Genomic DNA, 25574 nt, shown 5'->3' on the forward strand with positions numbered 1-25574 from the left:
GCGGGACCATCCCGCCCGGAACCTGATCCCATCGACGCGATCCATGCACCCATCGGCGCCCGCGTCGTCACTCCGCCAACGCAAGAATGGGAGCAACGATCGTGTCCATCGGATTCAGAATCCTTCCGCGCCACCGCAAGGTGACCGCCGAAACAGCCAAGCGCTTCCTAGATGTCCCGGTGGCTTGCGTCAGCGACGCCATGAACCGCCTGAGCGCCGGCGGCCCTGCGCTCCGCCCGCTCCATGCCGGTGGCGCCATGGCCGGCGCAGCCTTCACGGTCCGGACCCGTCCTGGTGACAATCTGATGATTCACAAGGCCCTCAAGATGGCGGAACCGGGCGACGTCATCGTCGTTGATGCCGGTGGCGATCTTTCCAACGCCTTGGTCGGGGAAATGATGCTGTCGCACGCCCGCGCCATCGGCGTCGTCGGCGTCGTCATCAACGGCGCCGTGCGTGACTATGGCTGGATCCGCACCAATACCTTTCCTGTATTCGCCGCAGGCGTGACCCATCGCGGCCCCTATAAGGACGGTCCAGGCGAGATCAACGTGCCGATCTCGCTGGGCGGCATGGTGATCGAACCGGGAGACCTCATCATCGGCGACGATGATGGCCTACTCTGCGTCCCCTACGACCAGACCGAAGCCCTATACGAGGTCGCTGCCAAAAAGCACGCGACCGAATCCAAGACCGTGGCCAATACCCTGGCCGGAAAGCTCGATCCGAAGCTCTGGGTCGACGAAACACTCCAGCGTCTTGGCTGCGAAGGCACCTGACTCCACTCAAGCCAGCGGCCGCCTTGCGGTCCGGGCATCCATTCCAGGAGATGAACCTTGGCAAATGTTGTCATCAATGGAATCGACACCTATTACGAGGTGATCGGCTCCGGCCCTGCCATTCTGATGTGCGCGCCCGGCGGCTTCGATGCCGACGTGGAAAAATGGCGAACCCAGGGCATTTATTCGCAAGTGAAGTTCCTCGACAATCTCTCGAAGAACTATACCTGCATCGTCTTTGACCGCCGCGATACCGGCAGGACCGGCGGCCGCGTCGAGCCCCTGCAATGGGTCGACTATGCTCACCACGCCAAGGGTATGCTCGACGCGCTCAAAATCGAAAAGGCCACCATCATGGGCGGTTGCATGGGGTGCACTGTCGCCGCTGCCTTCGGCGTCGCGTACCCGCAAGCAACTGCCGGCATGGTGCTTTTCTGGCCCGTCGGCGGCGCCAAATACCGGATCAACGGGCACCAGCGCTTTGCCGAGCATCTGGCCTTTGTTCACCAAAGCGGACTCGAAGCTGTCGTTGATCTTGCCAGAAAGCCTGGCAGTGCCTTCGGCAAGGACGCGCGCGTCGGCCCATGGGTTTCGGTCCTGCGAACCGATCCCGAATTTGCGGAACGCTATGCGAAGCAGAACCTCGAGCAGTACAAGCTAATCTTGGCAGGCATGGTCCGGAGCCTTCTGGATCGCGACACGTCGCCCTGTGCCGAACCGGAGGAACTGCTGCGTCTCAACATTCCAACCTTGATCGTGCCAGGCGCCGACGCGTCCCACGCTACATCGGCAGCACGCTATCTGCAGGAATGCATACCTGGCTCGGAATATTGGGATGTCCCGGTTTCAGCCCAGACGGAGCCCGCCACCAATGCCCGGGTGATCGAGTTCCTGAACAAGGTCGCAGGCACCGCCTGATCGAACAGTGACGCGTCCGCCTCAGGCGGGCGCGTCATCCAAACCGACAAAATCCGGCAGAAACTTCTTGCCTTCGCTGGAGAGGAAACTCTCGAACGCTGCAATCAGCGGCGTGATCGCGCGATCCGTACGGCTGACGGCAAACCATTGCCGGCGAATCGGCAGGCCCACGACATCCAGAATAGCTAGCTTGCCAGCCTGTACCTCGGCGGCCACGCTGTGAACCGCGAGAAATGCGACACCATTGTCGGACAGGATCGCTTGCTTGATATCATCGATCGATTCCATCTCGGTGTTCGGACCATCCGCGCGTCCGGGAATTTCGCTCATGAACCGGTCGAAGAAAACGCGCGTGCCGGAATCGGGGTTGCGCAGATAGAAGTGTTCGCGCGCGATCTCCGCCTTGGAGATTGCATATCTACCAACCAGCGGGTGGTGCCGGGCACTCACGGCGACAAGCGAATGTTGCCCGAAGATCGCGGCGCGAACCGAAAATTCCCGTGGAGGTCGGCCGAGCAGAGCGACATCGATCATCCTGCTGCGCAGGCGTTCGACAGTCTCGGCCCGCCTGTCAATGAAAAGCTCCAAATCGATGTCCGGGTAGGCGGCCGCAAAGGCGGCCACCATCGGCTGGGCGAAATACTTCACCGTCGAGACAGCGCCGACGGCAATTCGGCCGCGCTTCACGCCCTTGAAAGCATCGAGCTCTTCTTGGAGTTGAGCCAGCCGCTGCTCGATGTCCCGTGCAGCGCTGAGAACCGCATGGCCGGCTTCAGTCGGAAACATGCCATGCGCCGTTCTGTCGAACAGAGGAACACCCGCTTCCGCCTCGATCTGCTTGAGTTGCAGGGTCACTGCCGGCGCCGTTAATCCGAGCACTTTCGCGGCGCCGACGACCTTCTCGTGCTTCTCGATCGCACGGATAGACTTCAGCTGGCGAAAAGTGATGTTTTTCATAGCCAAACCGTAGAAAAACTTAATGCGCGGGTAAAGAGATTAAAATTTACTTTCCTGCTGGGATGGTTGATTTTCGATCTCAGCAGGTTAGCCCCTTAGACAATCCGCGCCGGTAGCGAGCGGACGGCATCTGCAGAGTCGTTCGAAAACATCAAGGGATTCGAGAAATGAAAGCAACAATCAGGGGTCTGCTGGCCTTGGCCGCCGCATCTCTTCCGGCTGTCGCCTATGCCCACACGGGTGCCGGTCCGGCGGACGGCCTTGCCCACGGCTTCATGCACCCGATCGCTGGTCTTGACCACGTCCTGGCCATGGTGGCGGTTGGCATGTTCGCCACTGTCCTCGGTGGCCGTGCGCTCTGGCTGGTTCCGGCCAGCTTCGTCGTGATGATGGCCATCGGCGGCCTTCTCGGGATGGAAAACGTAAACGTCCCGTTCGTTGAAACCGGCATTGCCGCATCCGTCATCGTGCTCGGCCTTGCCGTCGCACTACGGTGGAACCCGCCGACCGTAGCGGCCATGGGAATCGTCAGCCTGTTTGCTGTCTTCCATGGCTATGCCCATGGCACCGAAATGCCGCTCGATTCGTCTGGCCTGCAGTACGCTGTTGGCTTCATGGCAGCAACCGCGCTTCTGCATGGCATCGGTCTCGGCCTCGGTCTCACCATCGGCCGCGCGGGCGCCAATTCGGCCACCGCGATGCGCTTTGGTGGTGGCGCCATGGCGCTGACGGGCGTCGGCCTGCTGGCGGGCATGATCTGAATAGACTTGCCTCTCTGCCTCGGCAGCACCTTCGCTGCGCCGACAAAACAAAAGGCCGCCTCATCGAGGCGGCCTTTTGCCATTCGTGCCTCAGGCCTTCCGAAGAAGGTTGAGGAAGAAGCAAGTCGCTCAGCGACGCTTGATCGCCCGCCGGAAAGCGGTTTCGTCAATGCCGAGCGTCTGGAGCGCGCCCGTCGAGGGGCTGCGGCGCTCGCGCGTCGCAGCGGCGCATTCCTGGGCGGCGCTGAACAGGCTCATGCCGTTCTTGAGACCACCGAACATGCTGCTGATCCAGTTCGTATCTGCGTAGCGCGCCACCAACGTCGTCATCTCTCACCTCTCCGTTGCATATGCACAGCATATAATGCTGCAGTGCACCAAAGAGAAGAGCAGCGCAAACAGGCCTGCCATGCGCCAGGTGCATGGCAGGCTAGCAAGGCCCCAGATCACCGCTAGGCGCTTGTAATTAAACAGCTATGCCCTAGGCGACCCTGCCTTGCGGATTATGCCTCGGTTGGCCCTCAGATGACGAAGCTTTCCATCGTTTCCGGCGCGAAGATTTCCTTCGCGGACAGCCTCCGTTTCGACAGCCCCTGCTCGTAAGAGTAGCGGAGAAAAGTATCGAGCGTTTCCCGGTTCTGCTGGAAGCCATAACTCCAGTAGTCATCTCCCATCAGCTGCCTCGCATCCTCCACATGGGCACTGAGCCAGGGCAGCATGACTTTCAGGGCAGCGGTTTCCTGAAGCTCGCTGTAGACGCGTCGCTGCGCCTCAACAAAGGCCTTGTAGAGCGATTGCGCGATCCAGCGATTGGCCTCGTAGATTTCCCGCCGAATGACGATCGTATGCATGATCGGAAAGATGTTGGTCTTGCGGAAATAGGCGCGTTCGACTTCGACGAAGTTTTCGAAGAGCCGCCGCACTCTCCCCGATGGACCATCATAGGACGAGGGCTTGCGCGCGGTGTAGAGCGCATCGATCTCGCCGTCCCTGAGCATCGCCGACAGGGTCTGGTCCGGCCCCAGGCGGTTCACGCGGATATGGCCGGGCAAGTCGAGTGGTAGCTTTTCGGGGCGGTTTGGCTGCTCCTCTCCGCCGGCATAATAGGTGACATCATCGACCTTGACGCCATACTCGTCCGAAAGAATGCCCCGGATCCAGACAGGGGCCGTCATTTGATATTCCGGGGTTCCAACACGCTTGCCGAGAAGATCGCGCGGTTCCCGAATGCCCGCCTCCGCATTCACGTAAATCGACGAATGACGGAAATAGCGGGACGGAAAGACCGGAATGGCAACGAACGGCCGCGCTTCCGAAAAGCACGACATCACGTAGGAGGAAAGCGACATCTCGGCAATGTCGAATTCCCGATGGCGCAACATGCGAAAAAAGGTTTCCTCGACCGGCATGTTCAGGAAGACGAGATCAACGCCGTCGGGAACGATCGTCTTGTCCATAAGCGGGCGCATCCGGTCGTAATCCCAACAACCGAACGACAAACGTAGCTGCGAACTCAGGATCTTCTCCCTGGCATTTCTGAGAACGGAGCGCCTGACACACGATTCCTCGCGGCCGCTGTCCCGTTCTTCTATTTCGATGTGATCCGATCATCGAGCGCGAAGAAGTGAATGTCCAAGATAAAACCTATAGGCTTGCTCAAACAAAATCCGCTTGCTAGGTCGGCATGAGTTTGTCGATCGTATAGGCGTAAAGCCCGACTTCCGTTGTCAGCCGGTCGACCATGCGATCGATGAAGGCAAGGAAGGGCTTCTCGTCGGCAAAGCCGCGATGGCTCGGATGCGCCAGGTATAGGGTCCGTTTCACCGCCGGCCGCACAATGCGACGGGCAATGATCTCGCCCTTCTTCACTTCTTCAGCCACGATCCCGTAGGGCATGATGCTTTGGGCAACCCCGTGCAGCACCAGGGCCTTGATCGCTTCGTTGGACTGCACCTGATAGGTGATCTTCACGTCGATTGAGAGCCGCGACGCTGTCTCCTGTACACGCCTCCAGATGATGTCGCGATTGGAGACAAGGGCAAGGTCGCCGGCAACGGCCTGGCGGAACGAGATGTCACCAGTCTGCGGTTCGCCGTTGGGAGCCGAAACATGCAGGAGATCCTCTTCGAGCAGGGCGAAGCGGCGGATGCCGGGATTGTCCTCGACGTCATAGGCAAGCACATAGTCGAGTTCGCCCCGCTCTAACGCGTCGATGAGCATGAAGCTCAGTTCCTCCACCACTTCGAGAGCGATGTTGGGCAACTGGGCAGTCGCCTCCACCAGCAACTCGGTGCCGATCAGCTTTAGGGTGCTGGGCGTTGCACCGAAGCGGATGCGGACCTTTTCGCCTCCCAGTGCGATCAGGTCTCGCCGCGTTTCCTCAATACGCTGCAGGATCTCAATGGCCCGCTCATAGAGCAGCTTGCCGGCAGGCGTCGCACTCACACCGCGGGAATGGCGGTCGAGCAGCTGGATCTGCAGGCTGTCCTCGAGGTTACGGATCTGGATGCCGAGCGCGGTCTGCGCAAGGTTGAGCTGTTCTGCAGCACGGGTGATATTGCCAACTTCAACGACTTTTACGAAGTAGGCGAGCTGTCGCAGCTTCATTGCATGTCCCAGCATCTGGTGGTGCCGTCTCAGTAAAACTGATCGAAATGAACCTGGGTCGATGGCACGCCAAGGTCAATCAGCATCTTCTGGACGGCCTGCCCCATCAAGGGCGGGCCGGCGAAATAGATCTCGCAATCGCGTATGCGATCGGAAAACAGGCGCTCCGCCACCTCGTGCACAAAGCCGCGATGACCGGACCAGCCGTCATCACTGTCGGCAGACACCACCGGATGATAGCGAACATGGGTGCCGAAGCGCGGCAACTCGGCCAGCATGTCCTCGCCGCAGATGTCTTGCGTCGTGCGCCCGCCATAGATGAAATCGATGGTACGGCCGGCAAAACGCGGCGACGCGGCGGCGGCACGCGACACCGAAATCATTGGTGAAAGACCTGAACCCCCGGCAAGGCAGATGATGTCGCGTTCTGCCTCCTCACGAAAATAAGCCATGCCGTAAGGACCATCGACGCCGACCTTGTCACCAACCAAAAGTCTGTCGAAAAGCTCGCCTGTCGCGACACCGTTTGGCACCCTCCGAATCTGAAAATGCCATTCGCCAGCGTCGTTTTCGGTATTCGCCATGGAATAGGCACGGCCACCTCCCACGCCCGGCAGGTCGAGCAGAGCATATTGGCCTGCCAGGAAGCGGATCGGCCTGTCGAGCTTGAAGCGGAATTCCCGGATATCGTGGGTGATGTCGCGAACCCCAACCAGGATGGCCGACTGGCGAGCGGGTGGAAAATGGCTGACATATTGGGGCATGAACCGTAGCTTGACCATGCAGTCGCCGAGGGGGCGGGTTTGACAGCCGAGACGGCGCCCGCGTTCCCGATCGCGCTCGCTCAGACCCGGCGCATCAGGGCGCAGTTCCTCGATTTCGCCATCCAGGAGATCAAAACGGCAATTGCCGCAGGAACCGACGTTGCACTCGTAGGGAAACCCCAGTCCAGCCCGCAACGCCGATCGCATGATCGTATCATCATCGGCGCATTGCCACTGGATATCGCTTCCCTTGACTGCAATCGTCGGCATCTTCAATTCCCTAGGCCATGCTGATAGGCCGCCGTGTATCCAAGGCGGGAGGATATGGTTGCAACTGCAGACAGCAGCGGCTGCGAAAAGCCTTCAAGCGCCTCCAGCGAAAGCCGCTGAAGCGGCCCGGCTATGCCGACCGCGCCGATCACGGCGCCGCTGGAATCGCGTACCGGCGCGGCAATGCCACGGATGCCAGGTTCGTTTTCTTCGTCCTCCATGGCGAAGCCGCGCTCGCGCACCTCGGCGAAGATCGCCCTGAGACGCGCGGGATCAGTGACAGACTTCGGCGTTCGCCGCGTGAGCGGACCGGCAAGCATCTCGTCCACCACCGCCTGCGGTGCGAAGGCATAGATCGCCCGTCCAACCGCGCTGCAAAAGGCCGGCTTGCGTGCGCCGAGATCCGATTTCATCGCCAGCGCCTGCGGACTTTCGAGATCGTAGATGTGCATGACCGCTCCGTCCGAGGGGATGCCAAGGATGATCGTCTCCCCAGTCAACTTGCGCAGATCGAACAGATAGGGGCGTGCCTCGTTTGGCAGGTCCATGCGCCGGCGCACCAGCGTGCCGAGCGCGAAGAGGCCGACGCCCAGCCGATAGCGCTCGTTCTGCGGATTCTGCTCCAAAAGGCCTTCGGCAACGAGTGTTTGTGCGAGCCGGTGCACGGTGCTCTTGGCGACCTTCAGCTTCTTCGCCAGCGCGCTAACGCCAATCTCCGACTCGCTTTCGGAGAAGGCCTTAAGGAGATGGATGGCTGTCGCCACCGACGAGAGACGGTTGCGCGTAGCGCGGCCCGTTTCCAGTTGCGCATTCGGCTTGCTGGGTGCGTTCATGGTCGGTCATCCGTTTCTGGGCCCATGGCTCGTCCATAACACAGTTGCGCCGGTTTCCCACGGCATCACCCAAGTGGTCTCAAACCCTTAGAGCACTAAGCATTTCGCCCACGTATTCCGCACCGTTCGAAATCACCAGCATGGCCGCGAAGGGGCGCATGGAGGCGAGCGTGCGCGCGAGGACCTCGGTCTGCACCTCCGGCGAACTCAGAACCAGACCAGTCGTCAGTTTGTTGCGAACGTAGCAGACATTGCCGATCACCTCAGCGGCCTCGGCTGTGGCACCGGCGGTCGTCACCATCACGATCACATCAGCATCGCCAATCTCGTCCGCGAGATTGACGCGCTTGCCGTCAAGATCCTCGAGCACGGCGTCGACGGGCAGCATATGAAGACTGTCGCTTAGTGGCTTGGGCTCGACGTAGCGCAGGAAATGTGCGTCGTTCCAAGCCCGTCCCGCCAGGTCGCGAAGCGTTGCAAGGCTGGCTGGGTCGAGCGCGATGATGCGGGACTTTCGCGGCCGCGAATTTGGATAGCCAATGCGAAAGCTGGCCTCTTCTGCCGTGCTGAAGCGGGCGCTCTCACTCATTCCGAGCTGCATGGGATGATCTCCTCCATTGCGAAAGCGAATGTGTTTGGCGCGGCAGCCGACCCTCCGGATCGAAGGCCGGCTGCCGCTCCCAATCACACGCTCGCGTGCGACTGGCCTTCAATGACAGTCAGCGCCTCGTCGGCCACGTCGACATAAGATTTGTCAACCGGCAGTACTATCGCGGCGGAGCGCACGCGGTGGTGAGCCGGGTCGACGCCGGGAGGCGTGACGCTTTTGTCGCTGAGTGCCCGAGCGGCCTTCATGAGGCGATGGCGAGCCATGATGATGCCGTTATCGGTCGAAACGAGATTTTCCTTTGTGCGATCAACGATTGGTCCCATGCTTTCCTGGAGCGAGGCGTCCTGCATGGCAATGCCCTCGACGCCAGAATAGGTGGTGCCCTTGCGCTGGGCCTCGCGGTCCATCAGGTAGTCGTTGTCCTTGTTAGCGAGCGGACGATAGGTGCCCGGCACATAGGCGACATGGATGCCCTTGCCGTCGATCATCGCCTGGCGCTCTTCCTTGGTCAGCGCCCGGTCCGGACGGTAGTCGAAACTCCAGGCCCAGCAGTTCTCATCATCTATCGGGATCCAGAAATGGCCATGCACCGGATGGTTGCCGCGCGGCGGCACCATGGTGAAGGACGGCATGACCCAGGGTGTCACGCGCCAGTAATAGTGTCCTTCCTCGGCGTTGCGTCGCGCGCCGATGAAGAGGCCCCCTTCGCTGTCAGTCACCTCGAAGAAGGGACGGGCATCCGCCATGTTGTACTTGTTGCCGCGCGCTCCCTTGAATAGCGGATCACTGTTCAGGCTACCGCTGTGCAGCCAGGAAACGTGGCTCGAATCGATGCCGCCTTCCATGGCCTGCAGCCAGTTGCACTCCTGCCAACGCTTGGAGGTGAAGGTCTGCTCGGAAGGAACGAGGGCGAACTCCCATTCCGGATGCGGCGGCTGCTTGTCGGCCGGCCCCATATAGGTCCACAAAATATCGCCAATCTTGATCAGCGGATAGGACTTCAGCTTGATCTTGCCGCAGTAGCCGCTCTCTTTTGGCTCCGAGGGAACTTCCGTGCACTGACCGGTGCGGTCGTATTTCCACCCGTGATAAGGGCAGCGCAGGCCACCCTGCTCGTTGCGTCCGAACCAGAGCGACACGCCGCGATGTGCACAGAACTCGTCGATGAGGCCGTACCGACCCTCGCTGTCGCGGAAGGCGAGCAGCCGTTCGCTAAGCAGCTTGACACGCACCGGCGCGCAGTCGTTGTCCGGCAGCTCCTCAGCGAGCAGGGCCGGGATCCAGTAACAGCGGAACATGTCACCCATCGGCGTGCCGGGACCCGCCTGCGTCAATAGATCGTTCTGATCCTTCCTAAGCATTTCTCTTCCTCCAGATCGGCCTGCCTGCGCAGCTACCGTTTGCTTTGCCACCCGACACTCGCCGGCTGCGCCGAGGGCCGGAAATACGAGTTGACGTTCTCAATTGATCCGCTATTCTTTCGTGCGTTCCTTCATGCGGAACGTTGTTCCTTGTTAAGAACCGTACTCACTGAATAAGACGCCGTCAAGCATCGCGTGAAAATCGAAGGAGGAATGCAAATGGCCGAGACTTGCACCAGGATCAGACTGTGCTCGACGAATGACGTGGATTGGGACAGCGCCATACGCGTCGAGGAGGGCGATCTCACGCTCGCTGTCTTCAACGTGAACGGCGCCTTTTACGTCACCGACGACCTCTGTACGCACGGGCCGGGATCGCTGTCCGAAGGCTATCTCGACGGCCACACAATCGAATGCGATTTCCACAACGGCGCGTTCGACGTTCGCACCGGCGAAGTAGTCACCCCCCCCTGCATGGTCCCCGTGCGGACCTACAAAGTGATCGTGGACGGCGACCAGGTGCTGATCGAGGTATAGGTCCGCAGCCAGCGCAACTATTGCGACTGAAAAAGATTCGTATAATATGGGATTAGTGGAAAAATGGAGGGCTCAATGGCACTGAATAAGCATACGGACCAATCCCCGGATGCGCCGGCGACCCCGTCAGAGGAAAGCCTCCGGCTCGACGTATCCATGAGCACGCGGCTGCTCAATAGCATGAAGATCCTGGAATATAGCGGTCACGTCTCTGCTCGCCTGCCGGGTGGGGACACTTTCCTGGTGCAGCCTCAGAACAAAAGCCGCGCGGAGGTCAGTTCAGAGGACCTGCTGGTTTGCGATCTCGACGGCAAGGTGGTCGCCGGTACGCCCGGCATCAAGCCACCTTCGGAGGTTTTCCTTCATTGTGAGATTTATCGCGCTCGTTCGGACGTGAACTCCATAGCGCACTTCCATCACGACGTGACAAACGTCTTCACCCTTGTCGAGGACGTGCCACTGCTGCCCTTCAAAAACCACGCCATCCGCTGGAAGAGCGGCATTCCGGTACATCCAGATCCGGCCCACGTCGATGACGCCGAACGCGGTCGCGGTATCGTCAAGACGCTTGGCCCGCATCACGCGATGCAGATTCGCGCCCACGGCCAGATTGTCACGGCCGAGACGGTCCGGGGCGTGTTCATCGATTCCGTACATCTCGTTGAAAATGCCGAGGCAGCCTATCGCGCCTATTCGCTCGGCAAACCCAAACCTCTGACAGAAGAAGAGATCGAATCCTTCTCTCACAGCTTCCGCCGCGGCCACCATATCCGTAAGCTCTGGAGCTACTACACCCTCGGCGCCATCCGCGACGACGTTTTCCCCGAAGCCTGGACGTCCGGCGCCTGAAGTGCCCGGACACCCGGTCCTTGCGGCTCTTTCGAAACCGCTTGATGGCCCGGCCCGACTGCCACACAATGGCGGCTGCTTCGGCCTGCCTGCCTCCCCGGCGTTGGAGGCCGGCGGAGCGGCGGTTCTCGCCGCCTGCAAACCCGAGCCGAGAGACCTGCCCTTGCGCGACTACCCCCTTCTTCGTTCTGCACAGAGCATTGGCGATGGCGTCACGTCCGGGAGGCCATTCGCTTGAACAGCCATGAAAAGATGCTCGGCCTCCTTGACCTGTTCGACGGCGAGGAGAGCGTGGTCACTGTGACCATTGATGAGATGCACGAAAGGCTCGGCTACACCCGCTCGACCCTTTATCGCTATCTCAAGACACTGACCGACGCCGGATTGCTGACATCGCTTCCATCCGTCGGATACATGCTCGGCCCGCGCATCGTCGAGTTGGACTACAAGATTCGCACCGGCGACGTGCTGATCCGCGCCGCTCGCCCCGTGATGGAGGAATTGGCGGCGCAGTTCCGCGGCATTGCGCTTCTGTGCCGCCGCTACCGCTTCGATGTGCTCTGCGTTCATCAGGAGAGCGGCACAGATGCGATCCATTCCGGCTATGAGCGCGGTCGCCGCCGCTCGCTGTTGCATGGCGCCGCCTCGCTTTCGATCCTCGCCTATCTGCCCGATCACCAGTTGCGCAAGTTCCACAGCACGGCCGCCAGCCAATTTGCCGAGGCCGGCTTTGGCAACACGCTGAAGGAGGCCAAGGTGATCCTGCGCGAGCAGCGCCAGCGCGGCTGGGTCAGCACCACCGGCGATGTAACTCCCGGCGTCACCGGCATCGCCTCACCGGTTTTCGACGGCCGTTCGGAAATCCTCGGCAGCCTCAGCCTTACCTTGCCGAATGGGCAGGTGCAGGCGAGATCCCTCAACGATGTCGCTGAGCGCGTGGCGTTTTGCGCCGGCGTCATTTCTAAGACCATCGCCTATAGCTGAGCCGGCGAGCTCTTTCTTCCGTCATTTTCGGTCAGAAAGAAGCCCTTTCCGAAATCGCACTACCGCGTCTTTGGGCATCTGGTAGCGTCCTCGATAACCGGGAGACAATACGCGGCACTTCCATGTCCGCGCTGCGGCGTAGCGCCACAACATGCCCTCCCGCAAAGTCTGGATTTAGGAGGAGACAGCGATGCACCTGGACCACTCACTCGGCGGCGGCGGCGGCGGCGGCGGCGGCACGCACTGGCATGAACCAGCCGGAAACAAGAAGGCCGGCTTGGGCGAGTTCAAGAAGCAACCCACCCCCTATGACCAATTCATGGTCGACGAGGGCATCCCGATCTTCCGCGACCTTGGCATTCCCAACGTGCGTGACCTGCCGCTCGCGCCCTGGAAGCGCACCGGCGGCCGCGGCTCCTATATCCAACTCTACGGCACCGAAACCAAGTGGGGCCACCATGTCGTGGAAGTGCCCGCTGGCGGCGCGCTCAATCCCGAAAAGCATGTATACGAGGAAGTTTACATCGTTGTCGAAGGACGCGGCTCGACCGAAGTGTGGCTCGAAGGCGAAGGCAAGAAACACGTCTTCGAATGGCAGCAGGGTTCGATGTTCTCTATCCCGATGAATGCTTGGCACCGAATCGTCAACGCGACCAACCAGCCGGCGCTGCTGATGGGCGGTACCACCGCACCGAACGTGCTCAACATGATCAATAATGTCGAAGCGGTCTTCAACAACCCCTTTGTCTTCCGTGATCGCTTCTCCGGCGCCGACGACTTCTACAAATACCGGGAGGAAATCGAGCCGGATCCGGTGCGCGGCCTTGCCATGCGCCGCACCAATTTCCTGCCCGATGCGGTCAATTGCGACCTGCCGCTCGACAACCGCCGCTCGCCCGGCTACCGCCGCGTCGAGCCGTTCATGACCAACAACCAGTTCTATTTCTGGATCGGTCAGCATGAGAACGGCCGCTATTCAAAGGCGCATGCCCATACGTCCGCGGCGATCCTGATCTGCCTCAGCGGCTCGGGCTACACCTACACCTGGCCAGAGGAATGCGGCGTCAACCCGTGGAAAGACGGCCACGCCCATCGCGTCCGCCGGCTCGATTACGGCCAGTTCGGCATGGTCACCGCCGCGCCCGGCGGCGCCCGCTGGTACCACCAGCACTTCAGCGTCTCGAAGGAACCCTTCCGCCTGCTCGCCTGGTTCGGCCCGCACAATCCGGGCCGCGACCCGGGCGCACCTGGCGAAAAGCACACGGACTACACTGCCATCAACGTCAACGAAGGCGGCACGGCCATCCCCTACTGGATGGAAGACCCGCATATCCGCCAGGAATACGAGGCGCTCTTGAAGAAGAACAGTGTGGAAGTGCGCATGAAGCCGGAATGGTACGAAAAGCCGGCAGACACCAGTTCCAAGATGGACGACGTCGTCTGATCCATGGCCGACGAAGAGGAAGAACAGGGCGGCCGGATATTCTTTTCCAATATCGGCCGCAGCATGGAGTTGGAGGACGAAATCGTGCTGACGAGCGTCGGCATCGATATCGGCTCCTCCACCTCCCATCTCGCCTTCTCGCGCATCGTGCTCGAAAGGCTCGATACCCGCTATATGGTGGTCGAACGCACGCTGCTGCACCAGTCGGATGTGTTGCTGACGCCCTATAGCGGCGACAACGAGATCGATGCCAAAGCGCTCGGCACCTTCATTTCGCAGCAATATGCGGCCGCAGACCTGAAGCCCGAGGCCATCGACACCGGCGCCCTCATCCTGACGGGCGTTGCGGTCCGAAGAAGCAATGCCCGCGCCATCGGCGAGATCTTTTCGGCCCAGACCGGGAAATTCGTGGTCGTCAGTGCTGGCGACGGCCTGGAGACCACGCTCTCCGCCTTCGGCTCCGGCGCGGTTGCGCGATCGGCGAAGGGAAATTCCCGTATCCTCAACGTCGATATCGGCGGCGGCACGTCCAAGCTGGCGCTCTGCGAGAATGGCGCGATCCGTCATATCAGTGCCATTGATATCGGCGCTCGCGTCATCGCCTTTGACGAGGACCGCCGTATCACCCGCATCGAGGAGGCCGGCCATCATTTTGCTGGCCGGGCCGGCGTTCCGATTGCACTCGGTGCTGTTCTCGGCCAGGCAGAGGCGCGCAAGATCGCCGACTGCATGATCGACTGCCTGTTCGAAGCCATGCAGGGCGGCGCGATCTCGCCGCAAACGCTGGCCCTGCACCGATTGCCGGCCTTGCCGGAGGGGCCGCTCCCCGACGTGCTCACCATATCCGGTGGTGTGTCGGAGTTCTTCTACGCCGGGCAGGAGCAAAGCTTCAGCGATCTCGGCCCGCTGCTTGCCGCCGCGCTGCGCAAGAAGCTCGAGGGCTGGCCACCGCAACTGGAAGTGCCGCAACAAGGCATTCGCGCCACCGTCGTCGGCGCCTCCCAGTATACGGTTCAGGTCAGCGGCAGCACGATCTATGTGGAACCGCTGGAACTGCTGCCGATCCGCAATGTGCCGGTGATCAAACCGCCACTTGCTTTCGACGAAGAAATCGACCCGAGCGCCGTCACGGAAGCGGTGCGCGATGCGCTCTCCCGCCTCGATCTTCGCGACGGCGAAAGCCCGGTCGGACTCTGCTACGAATGGGCGGGTTCGGCGAGCTATCGGCGGCTCGAAGGCTTCTGCCGGGGGGTCGTCAAGGGCTTGGCCCCGATCTTGGCCAAGGGGCATCCGCTCATACTCGTCGGCGAGGGCGACATCGGCGGCCTCGTCGGCATGCACTGCCGACAGGAGTCCAACGTTGCAAGGGTCGTTTCGATCGACGGCATCAAGCTGGATGAATTCGACTTCATCGATATCGGCGCCATCCTCGAAACCTCGGGCGCCGTGCCGGTCGTGATCAAGTCCCTGGTCTTTCCAAGCCTCGGTCTCGGCCATGATGCCGTTGAGAAAGAATAGCGCGTATCGTCAAACAGCGCTGCTACAGGCCGCGATCCCACCAATTCGCGGCCTTCTGCCGTCAATGGCCCGTGACCATGGCAACGAGCGCGACGGCATCATCCGGCGCCTGCTTGCCGCGCCAGACGACGTGCATATCCGGCCGCAGCAGGATCAGGTCATGGCCGTAGATGTCACGCGCCTTCTGCCCTGCAATGTCAAGCGTGGAGAAGGGCACCCCACGAGCGCGAAACGCCTCCTCGAGCTTGCCGTCATCGGCACCGGCTCCGCCCAGCCGCAGCAGGGTATAGCCTGGCCCGATCAGGTCCTGCACCGCCAGACCGCCTTCCAGCCAAATATGCGGCAGGCGGGCGCCCGGCCAGGTCGTCGGGTGATATTCGCGAAAGAGATGCTCCGGCCCGCCCGGTTCGTCCGTTATGACGGGCGAACCGACATAGCGGTAACCGAGTTCTGCTCCGATCATCTCGTTGGTCTTGCGCTGCTCGATATCGGCCACGCGCGCGAGGTTGTCGCGCGTCGCCTGCCCCTCTGGCGTCGCATCGCGAATGTCCGGGCGATACTGCGAACGCCACTTGCGCCGACCGAGCGAGGCGTAGCGGGATGCGCCGACGTTCCTGTCGCCCACCTGCCGACGTTCGATCTCATAGGAGGCAAGGAGATTGGGACCGGCCCAACCCTGCAACGTCGCCGTAAGCTTCCAACCCAGGTCAACCGCATCGCCGACGCCGGTGTTCATGCCGAGCCCGCCGGTCGGGATGACCAGATGGGCCGCATCGCCGGCAAGGAACACCCGGTCCGCGCAATAGTGATCGGCAAGCAGCAGGTTCTGCCTCCACTGCCCGACATCAAGCATGCTGTATTCGATCGGCGCGCCAACCGCCTTTTGGAACTGGGCGGCCATGTCCTCGTCGCGCTCGACCACGGCATGCAGGGTCCAGTGCCGGGTCGAATCCTGCATGATCAGGAAGGTCGCCTGCCCATCTGCCACATGATAGTGTCGCCCCCTGCCAGGTCCGCCGCCGAGCGGAATGCGATCGTAGAGCGTTTCGCTATAATAGAGCGCTTGGCGCAGGTGCAGAAGATTGCCCTCGCCGCGCAACTTGATGCCGAGTTGCTTGCGCACCGGGCTTGCGCCGCCGTCGCAACCGACCAGGTATTTCGTCCGAATCTCGCTCATGCCACCTTTGCCGTCCAGGACCTTGGCCGCCACGCTGCTCGCATCCTGCTCCAGCGACAGGAACTCGCAGCCATAGCGTACCGTCACCGTCGGCAGCGCTTCTGCGACCGATTTCAGCAGCGGCTCCAGCGTGTATTGCGAAATCAGCTGGTAGGCTTCGAGGGGCAACGACGCATCCTCGGAGCGCGCGATCTCCTCCAGCGCCTGCGAAACCGAGGCATAGGGCAGCCGCAAGAGAGGCGGCTCATTCATCGCCAAGACCACATAGACATCCATCGGCACCGAGGCATCGAGCCCCGCCGCCCTGATCTTCTTGGACAGGCCCATGCGCCGGAAGATCTCCATGGTGCGCGCATTGCAGCGCTCCATCTTCGGCAGGAATTCAGGGCTCGCTTTTTTTTCGATCAGGGTGCAGCGCACCCCTCTCTGCCCGAGGTCGATCGCAAGCGTCAGGCCCACGGGCCCAGCCCCGACAACAATGACATCCGTTTCATTCATTATGGGATTCCATCAAGCAATACCGGACTCGATCGATGTCACAAAGGCAGTATGCCGGAAAATCAGGGGCGAAGTGGGCTTTTGCTGCGGGTCAGTATTTCAGGATGAATTTTGTCGTCAACCAGAAATTTATGAAATCCTATATTTTGAGATTGCGTAAGAAAATCTGGACAAGCCGTATCGACTGAAGCATGGTGGAGAAGCAGCAGCAGAGAGGGGCCGCCGCAGCGGGAGGGACAACATGACAAAAAAAGTGGAGCTCACGCTGGCCTGTGGCGACTACGAGATCGTCCGCACCTTGAAGGAAGGCGTAGTCAAGCCGGACGGAATTGATCTCACCATCTTGACGGAGATGGATTCCACCTCCCGACACTGGCGTTTCCTGCGGAATCGCGAATTCGATGTGGCCGAAGTTTCGCTCTCCTCCTATATCGCCGCAAAAGCGCGCAATCTCCCCTTCGACGCCATTCCGGTCTTCCTGCATCGCCGCTTCCGCCATGGCTTCATCTTCGTCAACACGGCGAGCGGTATTCGGGAGCCAAAGGATCTGATCGGCCGCAAGGTCGGTGTGAAGAATTATCTCGTTACTGCCACCCTCTGGCAGCGCGGTCTGCTGGAAAGCGAATACGGCGTGCCACACACCTCCATTGAATGGTATGCTGAGCTCGACGAGGACGTAGATTTCACCCCGCCCAGCGGCCTAAAACTCCATCGCCTTCCGGACGACAAATCCGTCGAGCAGATGCTCGTCGACGGCGAGATCGATGCCTTGCTGCACCCCGATCTGATTGACCCCATCCTGCGCCGGGACCCGCGCGTCGGCCGCCTGTTTTCCGACCACAAGCGCGAGGAGATCGACTATTTCACGCGCACCGGCATCTTCCCCATCATGCATGTGCTGGGCATCCGCCCGGAGATCGTTGAGCGCCATCCCTGGGTGCCGATCAATCTCTACCAGGCCTTCACCGAGGCCAAGCGCATTGCGATGGAACGAATGGAAAATCCGCGCATCGTGCCGCTCGCCTGGTATCGCGAGGCCTGGGAGGAGCAGCAGGCAATCCTGGGCGACGACCCTTGGGCCTACGGCCTCGGCGCGCAGAACTGCAAGACCCTCGAAACAGCCGTGGACTATGCCCTGCAGCAGGGCCTGATCGACCGAAGAATTGAGCTTTCCGAACTCTTCCTCGATCTCTCGCAGGGCCGCAAGCGCGGCGACAAACACCGTGTGTAGCGCTTGCGGCACGCCTGCCGAGGCCAACGAATTCAAACCTGCCTGGCAGTCGCCGGACTGCAAACGGCCGCCGAACCGATCGGAGGATGCAACCATGCACGACGACCTCAAGCAACGCATGATCGAGGCGGGGCGCATCCTCGAACAGGCCGGACAGGGCGATTGGACGCGCGGCCATATATCCGTGCGCGCTCCCGATGCGCCGGACCGCTTCTACATGAAGGCATCGAAGATCGGCCTAGAGGAAATCACCCTCGACAACATCATCACCGTCGGCATGGACGGCGAAAAGATCGAGGGCGATCACGGCCGCCACAACGAAGTCTATATCCATTCCGAGGTGTTGCGCACCCGCCCCGACGTACACGCGGTCGTCCACACCCATGCGCCCCATGCCGTGAGCTTTTCCGCACTCGGCAAGCCGTTGCAGGCCGTTGGCCATCCTGGGGCGATCTTCGCCGAGGGGCTTCCGGTCTTTTCCGAGACGACCGAGCTCATTACCACGGCCGAACGTGGCCGCGCCGTTGCCGCGACGCTCGGGGGGCACGGCGCCATGCTCTTGCAGAACCACGGCCTCGTCACCGCCGCACCGACGATCGAGCAGGCGGTCTATCTGGCCCTGTCATTGGAAAACGCCTGCATGATGCAGCTTTGGGTGGAGGCAGCCGGCGGCGCCAAGGCGCTGGGCAAACCCGAAGACATCAAGGCCAAGCGCAAGCACATGTTTCGCGAAGAGATGTTCAAGGCGACGTTCGCCTATCTCGTGCGTCGCCTGCAGCGCCGCTGATCGGCGTCATCGATCGTTCCGGAGGAGAACCATGCACTATATCGACGCATTCAACCACTTTTTCCCAAAGGCTCTGTGGGAGCGCATCCAGCAGTTGGAGGGCGCCGGCAAGGATATCGGCCGGCGGATGCAGGGCATTCCCTGCATCTACGACCTCGAGACCCGCTTCCGGGTGATGGACGAGTTCCGCGACTATACGCAGATTCTCTCGCTCGGCATGCCGCCGCTGGAGGCCATGGGCGGCCCGGAGCTTTCGACCGAGTTCGCCCGCGTTGGCAATGACGGACTGGCCGACCTCGTGGAAAAGCATCCCGACCGCTTCGCGGGCTTCGTCGCCGCCCTGCCGATGAACGCGCCGGAGGCTGCCGTCCGAGAGGCCGAGCGCGCCTTCATCGAACTTGGCGCCAATGGCTTGCAGATCCATACCAATGTCAACGGCGCACCGCTCGACGAAGAGCGCTTCTTCCCAATCTTCGAGGCGGCCGCGCGGCATGGAAAGCCAGTGCTGCTGCACCCTTCGCGCAACGCCTCCATGCCCGACTACGCGACGGAGGAAAAATCGAAATACGAAATCTGGTGGACCTTCGGCTGGCCCTACGAGACGAGCGCCGCCATGGCCCGTCTCGTCTTCTCGGGCTTTATGGATCGCCTGCCTACCCTCAAGGTGCTCGCTCACCATATGGGCGCGATGGTGCCCTTCTTCGAAGGTCGTGTCGGGCCGGGCTGGGACCAGCTCGGCAAGCGGACCTCGGACGAGGACCTGACCTTGGTGCTGGAGCGACTGAAGAAGCGCCCGCTCGATTATTTCAAGGATTTTTACGCCGACACCGCCGTCTTCGGCTCCCGCGCAGCTACGCTCTGCGGCCTGGAATTCTACGGCAGCGACCGCATCCTGTTCGCCTCCGATTCCCCCTTCGACCCGGAAAAGGGCCCCGGATACATTCGCGACACCCTGAATATCCTGAATAGCCTCGACCTGCCGCGGGGTGACATCGAAAAGATATGTTTCCGCAACGCGGTAAACCTGTTTGGCCTGAAGGCGGAGTGACGGCGACGCCATTGTCATGGCAACAGAACCAGGAACGATTGCGGCAAATTCCGCTGCTGTCGGTGTCACGTCAAATGCTTGAAATGCGCTTTCGACATGATGCGTGGCTCAGGCGGTGATGTCACGCTAACCGGCGATGAAGCTGTTGGGTGATAGTCGGCGGTCATGATCCAGGCCACAATCAGGCACACAAGTCATCGTTTCCTGCCCGCCCACCTATGCGATCTGGCTCAACTTGCGATTTTCCCTGAGGCTGCCTGGCTGGTTCGCTCGCCTAGATTCAGCCGCTGCCGCATTCCTCCAACCAGTGTGACAAGCCCTTCTCAGAGTTTGCGACGGAACCCTGCTGGGAGCCCTCGATGCAAACCTTCGCTAGACCGATGCAGACCAGGAACGACGGAACGCACGTTATCCTGCCTGCGGCCGCGCCGATCGACAGACGGCCGGACCGCGCTCGATTTGCCTGTGACGCTGCTCCGTCAGCCCGATGGAAAAGTGCGCCACGACGGTTCGAGCGCAGCCACAACGCAGCCGATTAACCCCGTCGCAGGGTGCGCAAGACTGCACGGCGCATCGGAACTCGACGCTCAAAAGCGGATTCGCAGCGCAGAGAATAGATTCGCATATTATCGAAGCCAAAAGGAGAAACGACGATGGACACCAAGTCTCGCCAAACACAACCGATTAAGACGGCAGGATAAAAGGCCGCGAGGTGCGGCGCCGGTCGGTTGTGTTGTTTCAATAGGTTATGAGGCGTTTTCGCGAGGTGCGGGAAATCATCGCACCTCGCGGCAACGCCGATTTTTCATGAATTTCCGTGCCTTGGCGCGATGTGCGGAGCATCGACCATGACCGGCGACAGCGACTTCCGCTTCTCACCTGATCCATGAAGCTCGCGCGCCAGAACAGCAACAGCTCGTCCAGATCGTCAGTGCGTTCATCGCAACGCACAATTGCAACCCCAGCCGCAAAAGGGGACGAGATTGCGCGGCCATAAGCCGGCATCGCCACGCGTATCATTGAGCGACCGAATTGGGGCCGTCAGCTGTCGGTCCGCTAACGGGGCTAGGTCAGCGGATAGCTGCCATTCGGCAACCGACCGCATTGTCGCCGTTCGGGGTGCTTCCGTCGCCGCGCGAAACTTGTCATTCGTTCGGGTTTCGCACAGACGGCAGAGCCCGGGCCGACAACCGACAGTCCGCTTTTGGCCAACGTCTGGAGAAAGCTGCCATTCTCGGGTCAGAACCAAACGTGCTCTGCCGCTCCCACTTCTGCCAGCAAAGGTGACGTTCGAACCGCCGAAGCAGTCACCGGATCGTCTGTTCTAGGAACACGCACTATGGGCGGTAAACTTGTGCTCCCTCATCGTTCTTTCGATCAGACGCGCCTCCTAGCGCGCCAGGGGCGAACAGCATGATGTCCGAAGCTTAGAGGACTGTAATGCTTTACATCCGGAAGGCCCCGGATCACCCTGACAGTAATGACGGATTCGTCGCCCCTTCACTGCACGGAAGTTCGATGTCGGCATCGGCGTACAACCAGGTTCACATTCCACGACCAAAACTGTGGCAGGACTTCGAAAAGGGATCGGCACTGCTGTGGCGCAGGATCTTGGACGATCCCTCGATCCATCGTTTCGGCAAGAACGGCCAAGCCCAGCATGGGATGGACATGTACGGGTACCGGGATGGTGTCACCGCCAAGATCGTGGGCGTGCAATGTAAGTGCAAGGGGCAGGGCGAGAAGGCCAGCGAGAAGGAACTTCGGGACGATTTCGAAAAGGCGCTCAAATATGAGCCGAGGCTCACCGAATACTTTTTCACCACGACGGCCGACGACGACGCTCCACTTTCTACCGTCGCTGCTAAGCTGACCGAGGAGCAGCGCGTGCTGGGTCGCAACATCGTCGTGCGCGCTTGGGGATGGGATACCCTCGAAGACCAGATATCGGCTCATTCCGACGTCGCTTTGATGTTCGATCCTAACCATAGTCCGACTGCGGAGCTCCAGTCCCAGCGCCATGAGGAGATAGTCGGCCTTCACAGCAACACGCTGGTCGAGATCCGAGAGGTGAAGGCCCTGCTACTGGCGCGGGCGACCGTTGATGGCACTTCTGACGATCCGGCAGAAGCGGCGCTCGATGCCGAGATCGATCGGTACAGGGACCGCGCCAACAAAGGAAAACCGCGGTCTTCGCTGGACCTTTTGAACGACCTGCTAAAGACCCTGACCGAAAAGCATTCGGGACACATCTGGTTCAGGGTGAAGGCAAACATCGCCCACTGTCATCTCCAGTTGAGTGACGAGGCTACAGCGGCTGACATGCTGGAAGAGGCAGTGGCACATGCACCAGAGGATCCGAAGGCTGCTGCCAACGCCATATTGGCGATGATGCTGCGGGGCGATCACCAGAAGGCGTTCGAGCAAGGCTTGGCCGAACTGACCAAGTCTCCCGATAACGAGGTTCTTGCCGGATACGTCGTTCAAGCGGGCGGCTATGCCGGTGTTTCCGACGCGATCGACAGAATACCAGAAGCGGTCAGAGCCTCCGAAGCAGTCAGGAAGTATCACCTTCTGAACCTGCGAAATGCCGGAGATCCGTCGTGGATCGATCTGGCTCGACTCGGACGGGAGGGCGACGCCGAAGACGAATTCTACAAGCGCCATGCCGCTGAGGCCGTCATCACCGAAATTGTCGATGGCGACCATCGTACGAGCTGGAAGCTGACCGCGGAGGGCAGGGAACGTCTGCGCCAGGCTGGTAAGGACCTGGTCGATCTTTGGAATCTGGCGAAGAAGGAGGAGGCTTCTGACCGGCCCGACCATCTCGCGCTTTGGATCAACGGCGCCTTAGCTCTTCTTGCTGTAGGCGACAGTGATGCTGCGAAGGAGTTGGTGCTCGAGGGGGCAGCCGTTTCGGGCGGCAAGGACCCAGACATTCAGGTTCGCGTGGCTGCGTTTGCTATGGAACTGGGCGACGAAGCGCTGGCAAGAGAGGCTTTTCCCAAACTTGCCGAAGTCGGATCTGCGCTACTGATGCGTGCCCAGATCGCTGCCCGGCTGGGCGACTGGGATTATCTGATGGGTCTGGATGGCACCGAGGCTCTCGAGACGATCCCGGAGACCGAACGCGAACTGGTCAAGGCATTGGCGTCGAGCGCCAGCATAAGAAAGATCGCGCTGGACGACCCGGCCGGTGCGTCGTCCGATCTGAACGACATGATCGTGCTGTACATGAAGAACGGTCGTGCATCGGTGCTTCTGGCGCAACTGGCGGATGAGCTTGGTCTGCCGGAGGCATCCTCTCGTGCCTATGGCAATGCTCTAGCCTCGATCTCCAACAACTCGCACATCGCCAGCCGCGCGATGGTGGCCGGTTATGCAACCCGTCTCCACGATCATGCGGAGGTGATCAGATTGATGGACGGCTACGTCGACCACAACGTCGACTCGAAAGACCTGTTCGATCTGGCCAGTGCCTTCGCATACGAATTCCCTCCTAGAGCGCGGGCGGTCGAGTTCTTCGCGAACCTTGAGGGTTCGATCAGGAACCTGCGCCAATACGTGATGCTAGAAGGCATCATGCACTACCACAGGGGCGAGCTGAATCTGGCCGAGGACCGTTTCCTAAAGTCGCGTGAGCTTTCGCCAGATCTAATAAAGCCTATCCTGATGCAGGCCCAGACGCTGTTCCGGTTGAGACGGAAGTCGGAACTTCCGGTATTGGTCGCCGATCTGGATGTATCGTTGATGCAGGGCAGTCCTCGGGAGAAGATGGATTTCGCACACCTGCTCGTCGCTGGCGGGCGCGCCGAGGATGGTCTTGACCTGGGCTACGCCGTTCTGGACGCAGATCGGAATGATCCGAAGGTCGCGCTCAAGTGGATCGGCTTAGCCCTGGGCCAGTTGAAACGAATTCACGAACTGAGCGATGCCGCCATCGGCGTGGGGATGTGGACCAGCTTGGAATCCGACGATGGCCAGACCAACCAGTTCCTGGTGGTAGATGGACCCGGCGAACCCTCCGAGAAGAAGTTCGGCAAAGGGCACGTTGTGGCCGAGGCAGCCATCGGGCACCGCGTGGGTGATTCATTCGATGTCGAGGACCGTTTAGGGCGGACCGTTCGCTGGACGGTGCAGCAGGTTCGCCACAAGTACATTCATGCTTACGCCGACCTGACCGAGAACTTCAATATCCGGTTCCCTGACGAGGACGGCTTCTACGTCATCCGCACTGTCGGCGATGACATCGGCCCGTTCCTCGATGTGATGAGACGGCAGGGCGAGCGACGGGAGAAGGTCCACGAACTCTATACCAATGGACCTTTGCCCATATCGGTGCTGACGGAATTCTCCGGAGGGGGCAGCGTTCTTCGCTTTGCTGATTCACTGAGGGGGGAAGGGATCGGCATCGAGGCCTGCGAGGGCGCTCTGCCCGAGCGAAATTGGGCGACACGAACGGCCAGAGCCCATTTTGGCAAGGGTGTAGTTCTCGACACGCTGACCTATTGGGCTGTCGTGGGGATAAACGGTCTGGATGTTCTGAAGGACCTGTTCGGCAGGATTCTTCTTGCTAGATCGACCGCCGACGAGATCGGCCAGCTGCATGAAGACGATGATCTAGTTCCCGAAACCGAACATTCCGGCAGTGCCTACTTCCACAAGGGCCAGTTCCATTTCGACGAGTTTACGCCCGAGCGTGCCAAACAGCTTGCCGATGCCATCGCGATGCGCGAGGCCGCCATGCAGGCTGATTGCAACGTGGTGCCTGTCCACGCTCCAAATGACATCGACCCGAGATTGCTCGAGACCATTCGCCACGGCGCGCTCGATCCAATCTTCGTGGCTCGCGAAAATGGCATGCTGCTCGTCACCGACGACAAGCGATATCGTAACTGGGCCGGGGGCCTAAAGGTGCGAGCAGTATGGCTCCAGGCGATTTTCCTGGCAGCCAAGGAGAGTGGGCGCCTGGATGACAAGGTGTATGCCCGGTTGGTTGGCGAGCTGGCACTGCTGCGGCACACCTCCATCACCTGCAGCGCTGGCGACATCGTTGAGATCGTAGCGCAGGCCACCCCGGACACGAGGTACACCATCGACGCCATCGCCGAAGCGATAGGGGTCGAGAAGGCTGAAATTCTTTCCCACTACAGGGTGACGACCGAAGCGGTAATCCGGCTTTTGCAGACCGGACCGACACCCAATGCAGAATATGCCATCGGGCTGCTAATGCGAAATCTTCTCCGGTACAGGACCAGTGACAGGCGCCAACTCCTTACGGGATTGAAGAGGACGCTTTCCGATCAGCATGGAGGAAGGGCTTTGTTTGACCGTTGGAAGAAAGGCCGTTCGACGGATGAGGGTATCAAGGTAGAAGGACCGCGCGCGGCGCATGCTTGGAGACCTGATCCCAGAACCCTGTCGAAGCGGAACGCAGCAGTTAAGGCGCGAGCCAAGAAAGACCACCGACGCGCTTTCGGGAAGCGTTGATCGTTGACCCGCTCGGGTGAAGCCTTAAGGACGTAGGGTTGGTCGTCGGCAATTGGATGTCGGTGTGCTTGACGTCCCCGTTCTTCCTCGCCTCTTCGAGGGCCTTCTCGATGAGCTTGTCGGAATTGGTGGTCCAGAAGGTCTTGATCGG

At 60.7% G+C, this 25574-nt stretch carries 21 protein-coding genes; 12 read left to right on the forward strand and 9 right to left on the reverse strand.

All coding sequences use genetic code 11. The features are described from left to right. Window positions 1-101 precede the first annotated feature (101 nt). Both ACHMW7_RS03100 and ACHMW7_RS03105 read left to right on the forward strand, forming a co-directional pair. The gene (locus tag ACHMW7_RS03100) at window positions 102-779 is read left to right on the forward strand and encodes an RraA family protein (protein ID WP_395448917.1); all 678 of its coding nucleotides are present in this window, start codon (window positions 102-104) and stop codon (window positions 777-779) included. 57 nt (window positions 780-836) lie between these two features. Further along, window positions 837-1697 (forward strand): alpha/beta fold hydrolase, encoded by an 861-nt coding sequence (locus ACHMW7_RS03105; protein ID WP_395448918.1) that lies wholly within the window; start codon window positions 837-839, stop codon window positions 1695-1697. A gap of 21 nt (window positions 1698-1718) precedes the next feature. Here the strand turns inward: ACHMW7_RS03105 and ACHMW7_RS03110 are convergent, their stop codons facing one another. Further along, a complete protein-coding gene (locus ACHMW7_RS03110; RefSeq protein WP_395448919.1) occupies window positions 1719-2654 on the reverse strand; it encodes a LysR family transcriptional regulator in 936 nt (311 codons plus the stop codon). Between the two features lie 167 nt (window positions 2655-2821). On the opposite strand from ACHMW7_RS03110, the gene ACHMW7_RS03115 reads away from it, so the two are divergent. Further along, window positions 2822-3415 (forward strand): HupE/UreJ family protein, encoded by a 594-nt coding sequence (locus tag ACHMW7_RS03115; protein WP_395448920.1) that lies wholly within the window; start codon window positions 2822-2824, stop codon window positions 3413-3415. 129 nt (window positions 3416-3544) lie between these two features. Here the strand turns inward: ACHMW7_RS03115 and ACHMW7_RS03120 are convergent, their stop codons facing one another. From ACHMW7_RS03120 to ACHMW7_RS03150, 7 genes are all read right to left on the reverse strand, one after another. Next, complete coding sequence (locus tag ACHMW7_RS03120) at window positions 3545-3745, reverse strand: hypothetical protein (RefSeq protein ID WP_395448921.1); 201 nt, start codon at window positions 3743-3745, stop codon at window positions 3545-3547. Window positions 3746-3936: 191 nt separating this feature from the next. Beyond that, window positions 3937-4872, reverse strand: coding sequence for an ABC transporter substrate-binding protein (locus ACHMW7_RS03125; protein ID WP_395448922.1), 936 nt, complete (start codon window positions 4870-4872; stop codon window positions 3937-3939). A 217-nt stretch (window positions 4873-5089) separates the two neighbouring features. After that, window positions 5090-6022, reverse strand: coding sequence for a LysR family transcriptional regulator (locus ACHMW7_RS03130; RefSeq protein WP_395448923.1), 933 nt, complete (start codon window positions 6020-6022; stop codon window positions 5090-5092). Window positions 6023-6051: 29 nt separating this feature from the next. Then, the gene (locus ACHMW7_RS03135) at window positions 6052-7056 is read right to left on the reverse strand and encodes an FAD-binding oxidoreductase (RefSeq protein ID WP_395451253.1); all 1005 of its coding nucleotides are present in this window, start codon (window positions 7054-7056) and stop codon (window positions 6052-6054) included. Window positions 7057-7058: 2 nt separating this feature from the next. Then, a complete protein-coding gene (locus ACHMW7_RS03140; protein WP_395448924.1) occupies window positions 7059-7889 on the reverse strand; it encodes an IclR family transcriptional regulator in 831 nt (276 codons plus the stop codon). Between the two features lie 79 nt (window positions 7890-7968). Continuing rightward, the gene (locus tag ACHMW7_RS03145; RefSeq protein WP_395448925.1) at window positions 7969-8490 is read right to left on the reverse strand and encodes a hypothetical protein; all 522 of its coding nucleotides are present in this window, start codon (window positions 8488-8490) and stop codon (window positions 7969-7971) included. Between the two features lie 83 nt (window positions 8491-8573). Beyond that, window positions 8574-9860, reverse strand: coding sequence for a Rieske 2Fe-2S domain-containing protein (locus tag ACHMW7_RS03150; RefSeq protein ID WP_395448926.1), 1287 nt, complete (start codon window positions 9858-9860; stop codon window positions 8574-8576). A 219-nt stretch (window positions 9861-10079) separates the two neighbouring features. Between ACHMW7_RS03150 and ACHMW7_RS03155 the strand changes: the two genes are divergently transcribed. From ACHMW7_RS03155 to ACHMW7_RS03175, 5 genes are all read left to right on the forward strand, one after another. Then, window positions 10080-10397 (forward strand): non-heme iron oxygenase ferredoxin subunit, encoded by a 318-nt coding sequence (locus ACHMW7_RS03155; RefSeq protein WP_395448927.1) that lies wholly within the window; start codon window positions 10080-10082, stop codon window positions 10395-10397. Window positions 10398-10472: 75 nt separating this feature from the next. Continuing rightward, window positions 10473-11246: a class II aldolase/adducin family protein gene (locus ACHMW7_RS03160; protein WP_395448928.1), complete on the forward strand. Its 774-nt coding sequence runs from the start codon at window positions 10473-10475 to the stop codon at window positions 11244-11246. Between the two features lie 234 nt (window positions 11247-11480). Continuing rightward, complete coding sequence (locus ACHMW7_RS03165; RefSeq protein ID WP_395448929.1) at window positions 11481-12230, forward strand: IclR family transcriptional regulator; 750 nt, start codon at window positions 11481-11483, stop codon at window positions 12228-12230. 190 nt (window positions 12231-12420) lie between these two features. Next, complete coding sequence (locus ACHMW7_RS03170) at window positions 12421-13674, forward strand: cupin domain-containing protein (protein WP_395448930.1); 1254 nt, start codon at window positions 12421-12423, stop codon at window positions 13672-13674. Between the two features lie 3 nt (window positions 13675-13677). After that, window positions 13678-15192, forward strand: coding sequence for an ethanolamine ammonia-lyase reactivating factor EutA (locus ACHMW7_RS03175; protein ID WP_395448931.1), 1515 nt, complete (start codon window positions 13678-13680; stop codon window positions 15190-15192). 61 nt (window positions 15193-15253) lie between these two features. On the opposite strand, the gene ACHMW7_RS03180 is transcribed toward ACHMW7_RS03175, so the two are convergent. Next, window positions 15254-16867 carry an FAD-dependent monooxygenase gene (locus ACHMW7_RS03180; protein WP_395448932.1) on the reverse strand — a complete coding sequence of 538 codons (1614 nt, stop codon included), beginning with the start codon at window positions 16865-16867 and terminating at the stop codon, window positions 15254-15256. A 241-nt stretch (window positions 16868-17108) separates the two neighbouring features. Here ACHMW7_RS03180 and ACHMW7_RS03185 point away from each other — a divergent pair, with 241 nt between their 5' ends. From ACHMW7_RS03185 to ACHMW7_RS03200, 4 genes are all read left to right on the forward strand, one after another. Next, on the forward strand, window positions 17109-18098 hold the full coding sequence (locus tag ACHMW7_RS03185) for an ABC transporter substrate-binding protein (protein ID WP_395448933.1): 990 nt from the start codon (window positions 17109-17111) through the stop codon (window positions 18096-18098). 94 nt (window positions 18099-18192) lie between these two features. After that, window positions 18193-18885, forward strand: a complete 693-nt coding sequence (locus ACHMW7_RS03190) for a class II aldolase/adducin family protein (protein ID WP_395448934.1) — start codon at window positions 18193-18195, stop codon at window positions 18883-18885. A 31-nt stretch (window positions 18886-18916) separates the two neighbouring features. Then, window positions 18917-19933 (forward strand): amidohydrolase family protein, encoded by a 1017-nt coding sequence (locus tag ACHMW7_RS03195; RefSeq protein ID WP_395448935.1) that lies wholly within the window; start codon window positions 18917-18919, stop codon window positions 19931-19933. 1518 nt (window positions 19934-21451) lie between these two features. Continuing rightward, entirely contained in the window at window positions 21452-25423 is a 3972-nt protein-coding gene (locus ACHMW7_RS03200) for a hypothetical protein (RefSeq protein WP_395448936.1), read from the forward strand. The last annotated feature ends 151 nt before the right edge of the window (window positions 25424-25574 follow it).

It is taken from the genome of Aminobacter sp. UC22_36 (genome assembly GCF_044056035.1).
Taxonomy (GTDB): domain Bacteria; phylum Pseudomonadota; class Alphaproteobacteria; order Rhizobiales; family Rhizobiaceae; genus Aminobacter.

Excerpts from the sequence above, each read along its gene's own strand:
- ACHMW7_RS03195 (WP_395448935.1), top strand. The coding sequence starts at position 18,917 with ATGCACTATATCGACGCATTCAACCACTTTTTCCCAAAGGCTCTGTGG.
- ACHMW7_RS03155 (WP_395448927.1), top strand. The coding sequence starts at position 10,080 with ATGGCCGAGACTTGCACCAGGATCAGACTGTGCTCGACGAATGACGTG.
- ACHMW7_RS03130 (WP_395448923.1), bottom strand. The coding sequence starts at position 6,022 with ATGAAGCTGCGACAGCTCGCCTACTTCGTAAAAGTCGTTGAAGTTGGC.
- ACHMW7_RS03175 (WP_395448931.1), top strand. The coding sequence starts at position 13,678 with ATGGCCGACGAAGAGGAAGAACAGGGCGGCCGGATATTCTTTTCCAAT.
- ACHMW7_RS03120 (WP_395448921.1), bottom strand. The coding sequence starts at position 3,745 with ATGACGACGTTGGTGGCGCGCTACGCAGATACGAACTGGATCAGCAGC.
- ACHMW7_RS03180 (WP_395448932.1), bottom strand. The coding sequence starts at position 16,867 with ATGAATGAAACGGATGTCATTGTTGTCGGGGCTGGGCCCGTGGGCCTG.
- ACHMW7_RS03140 (WP_395448924.1), bottom strand. The coding sequence starts at position 7,889 with ATGAACGCACCCAGCAAGCCGAATGCGCAACTGGAAACGGGCCGCGCT.
- ACHMW7_RS03125 (WP_395448922.1), bottom strand. The coding sequence starts at position 4,872 with ATGGACAAGACGATCGTTCCCGACGGCGTTGATCTCGTCTTCCTGAAC.
- ACHMW7_RS03110 (WP_395448919.1), bottom strand. The coding sequence starts at position 2,654 with ATGAAAAACATCACTTTTCGCCAGCTGAAGTCTATCCGTGCGATCGAG.
- ACHMW7_RS03185 (WP_395448933.1), top strand. The coding sequence starts at position 17,109 with ATGACAAAAAAAGTGGAGCTCACGCTGGCCTGTGGCGACTACGAGATC.
- ACHMW7_RS03160 (WP_395448928.1), top strand. The coding sequence starts at position 10,473 with ATGGCACTGAATAAGCATACGGACCAATCCCCGGATGCGCCGGCGACC.
- ACHMW7_RS03135 (WP_395451253.1), bottom strand. The coding sequence starts at position 7,056 with ATGCCGACGATTGCAGTCAAGGGAAGCGATATCCAGTGGCAATGCGCC.
- ACHMW7_RS03200 (WP_395448936.1), top strand. The coding sequence starts at position 21,452 with ATGTCGGCATCGGCGTACAACCAGGTTCACATTCCACGACCAAAACTG.
- ACHMW7_RS03190 (WP_395448934.1), top strand. The coding sequence starts at position 18,193 with ATGCACGACGACCTCAAGCAACGCATGATCGAGGCGGGGCGCATCCTC.
- ACHMW7_RS03150 (WP_395448926.1), bottom strand. The coding sequence starts at position 9,860 with ATGCTTAGGAAGGATCAGAACGATCTATTGACGCAGGCGGGTCCCGGC.
- ACHMW7_RS03115 (WP_395448920.1), top strand. The coding sequence starts at position 2,822 with ATGAAAGCAACAATCAGGGGTCTGCTGGCCTTGGCCGCCGCATCTCTT.
- ACHMW7_RS03145 (WP_395448925.1), bottom strand. The coding sequence starts at position 8,490 with ATGCAGCTCGGAATGAGTGAGAGCGCCCGCTTCAGCACGGCAGAAGAG.
- ACHMW7_RS03170 (WP_395448930.1), top strand. The coding sequence starts at position 12,421 with ATGCACCTGGACCACTCACTCGGCGGCGGCGGCGGCGGCGGCGGCGGC.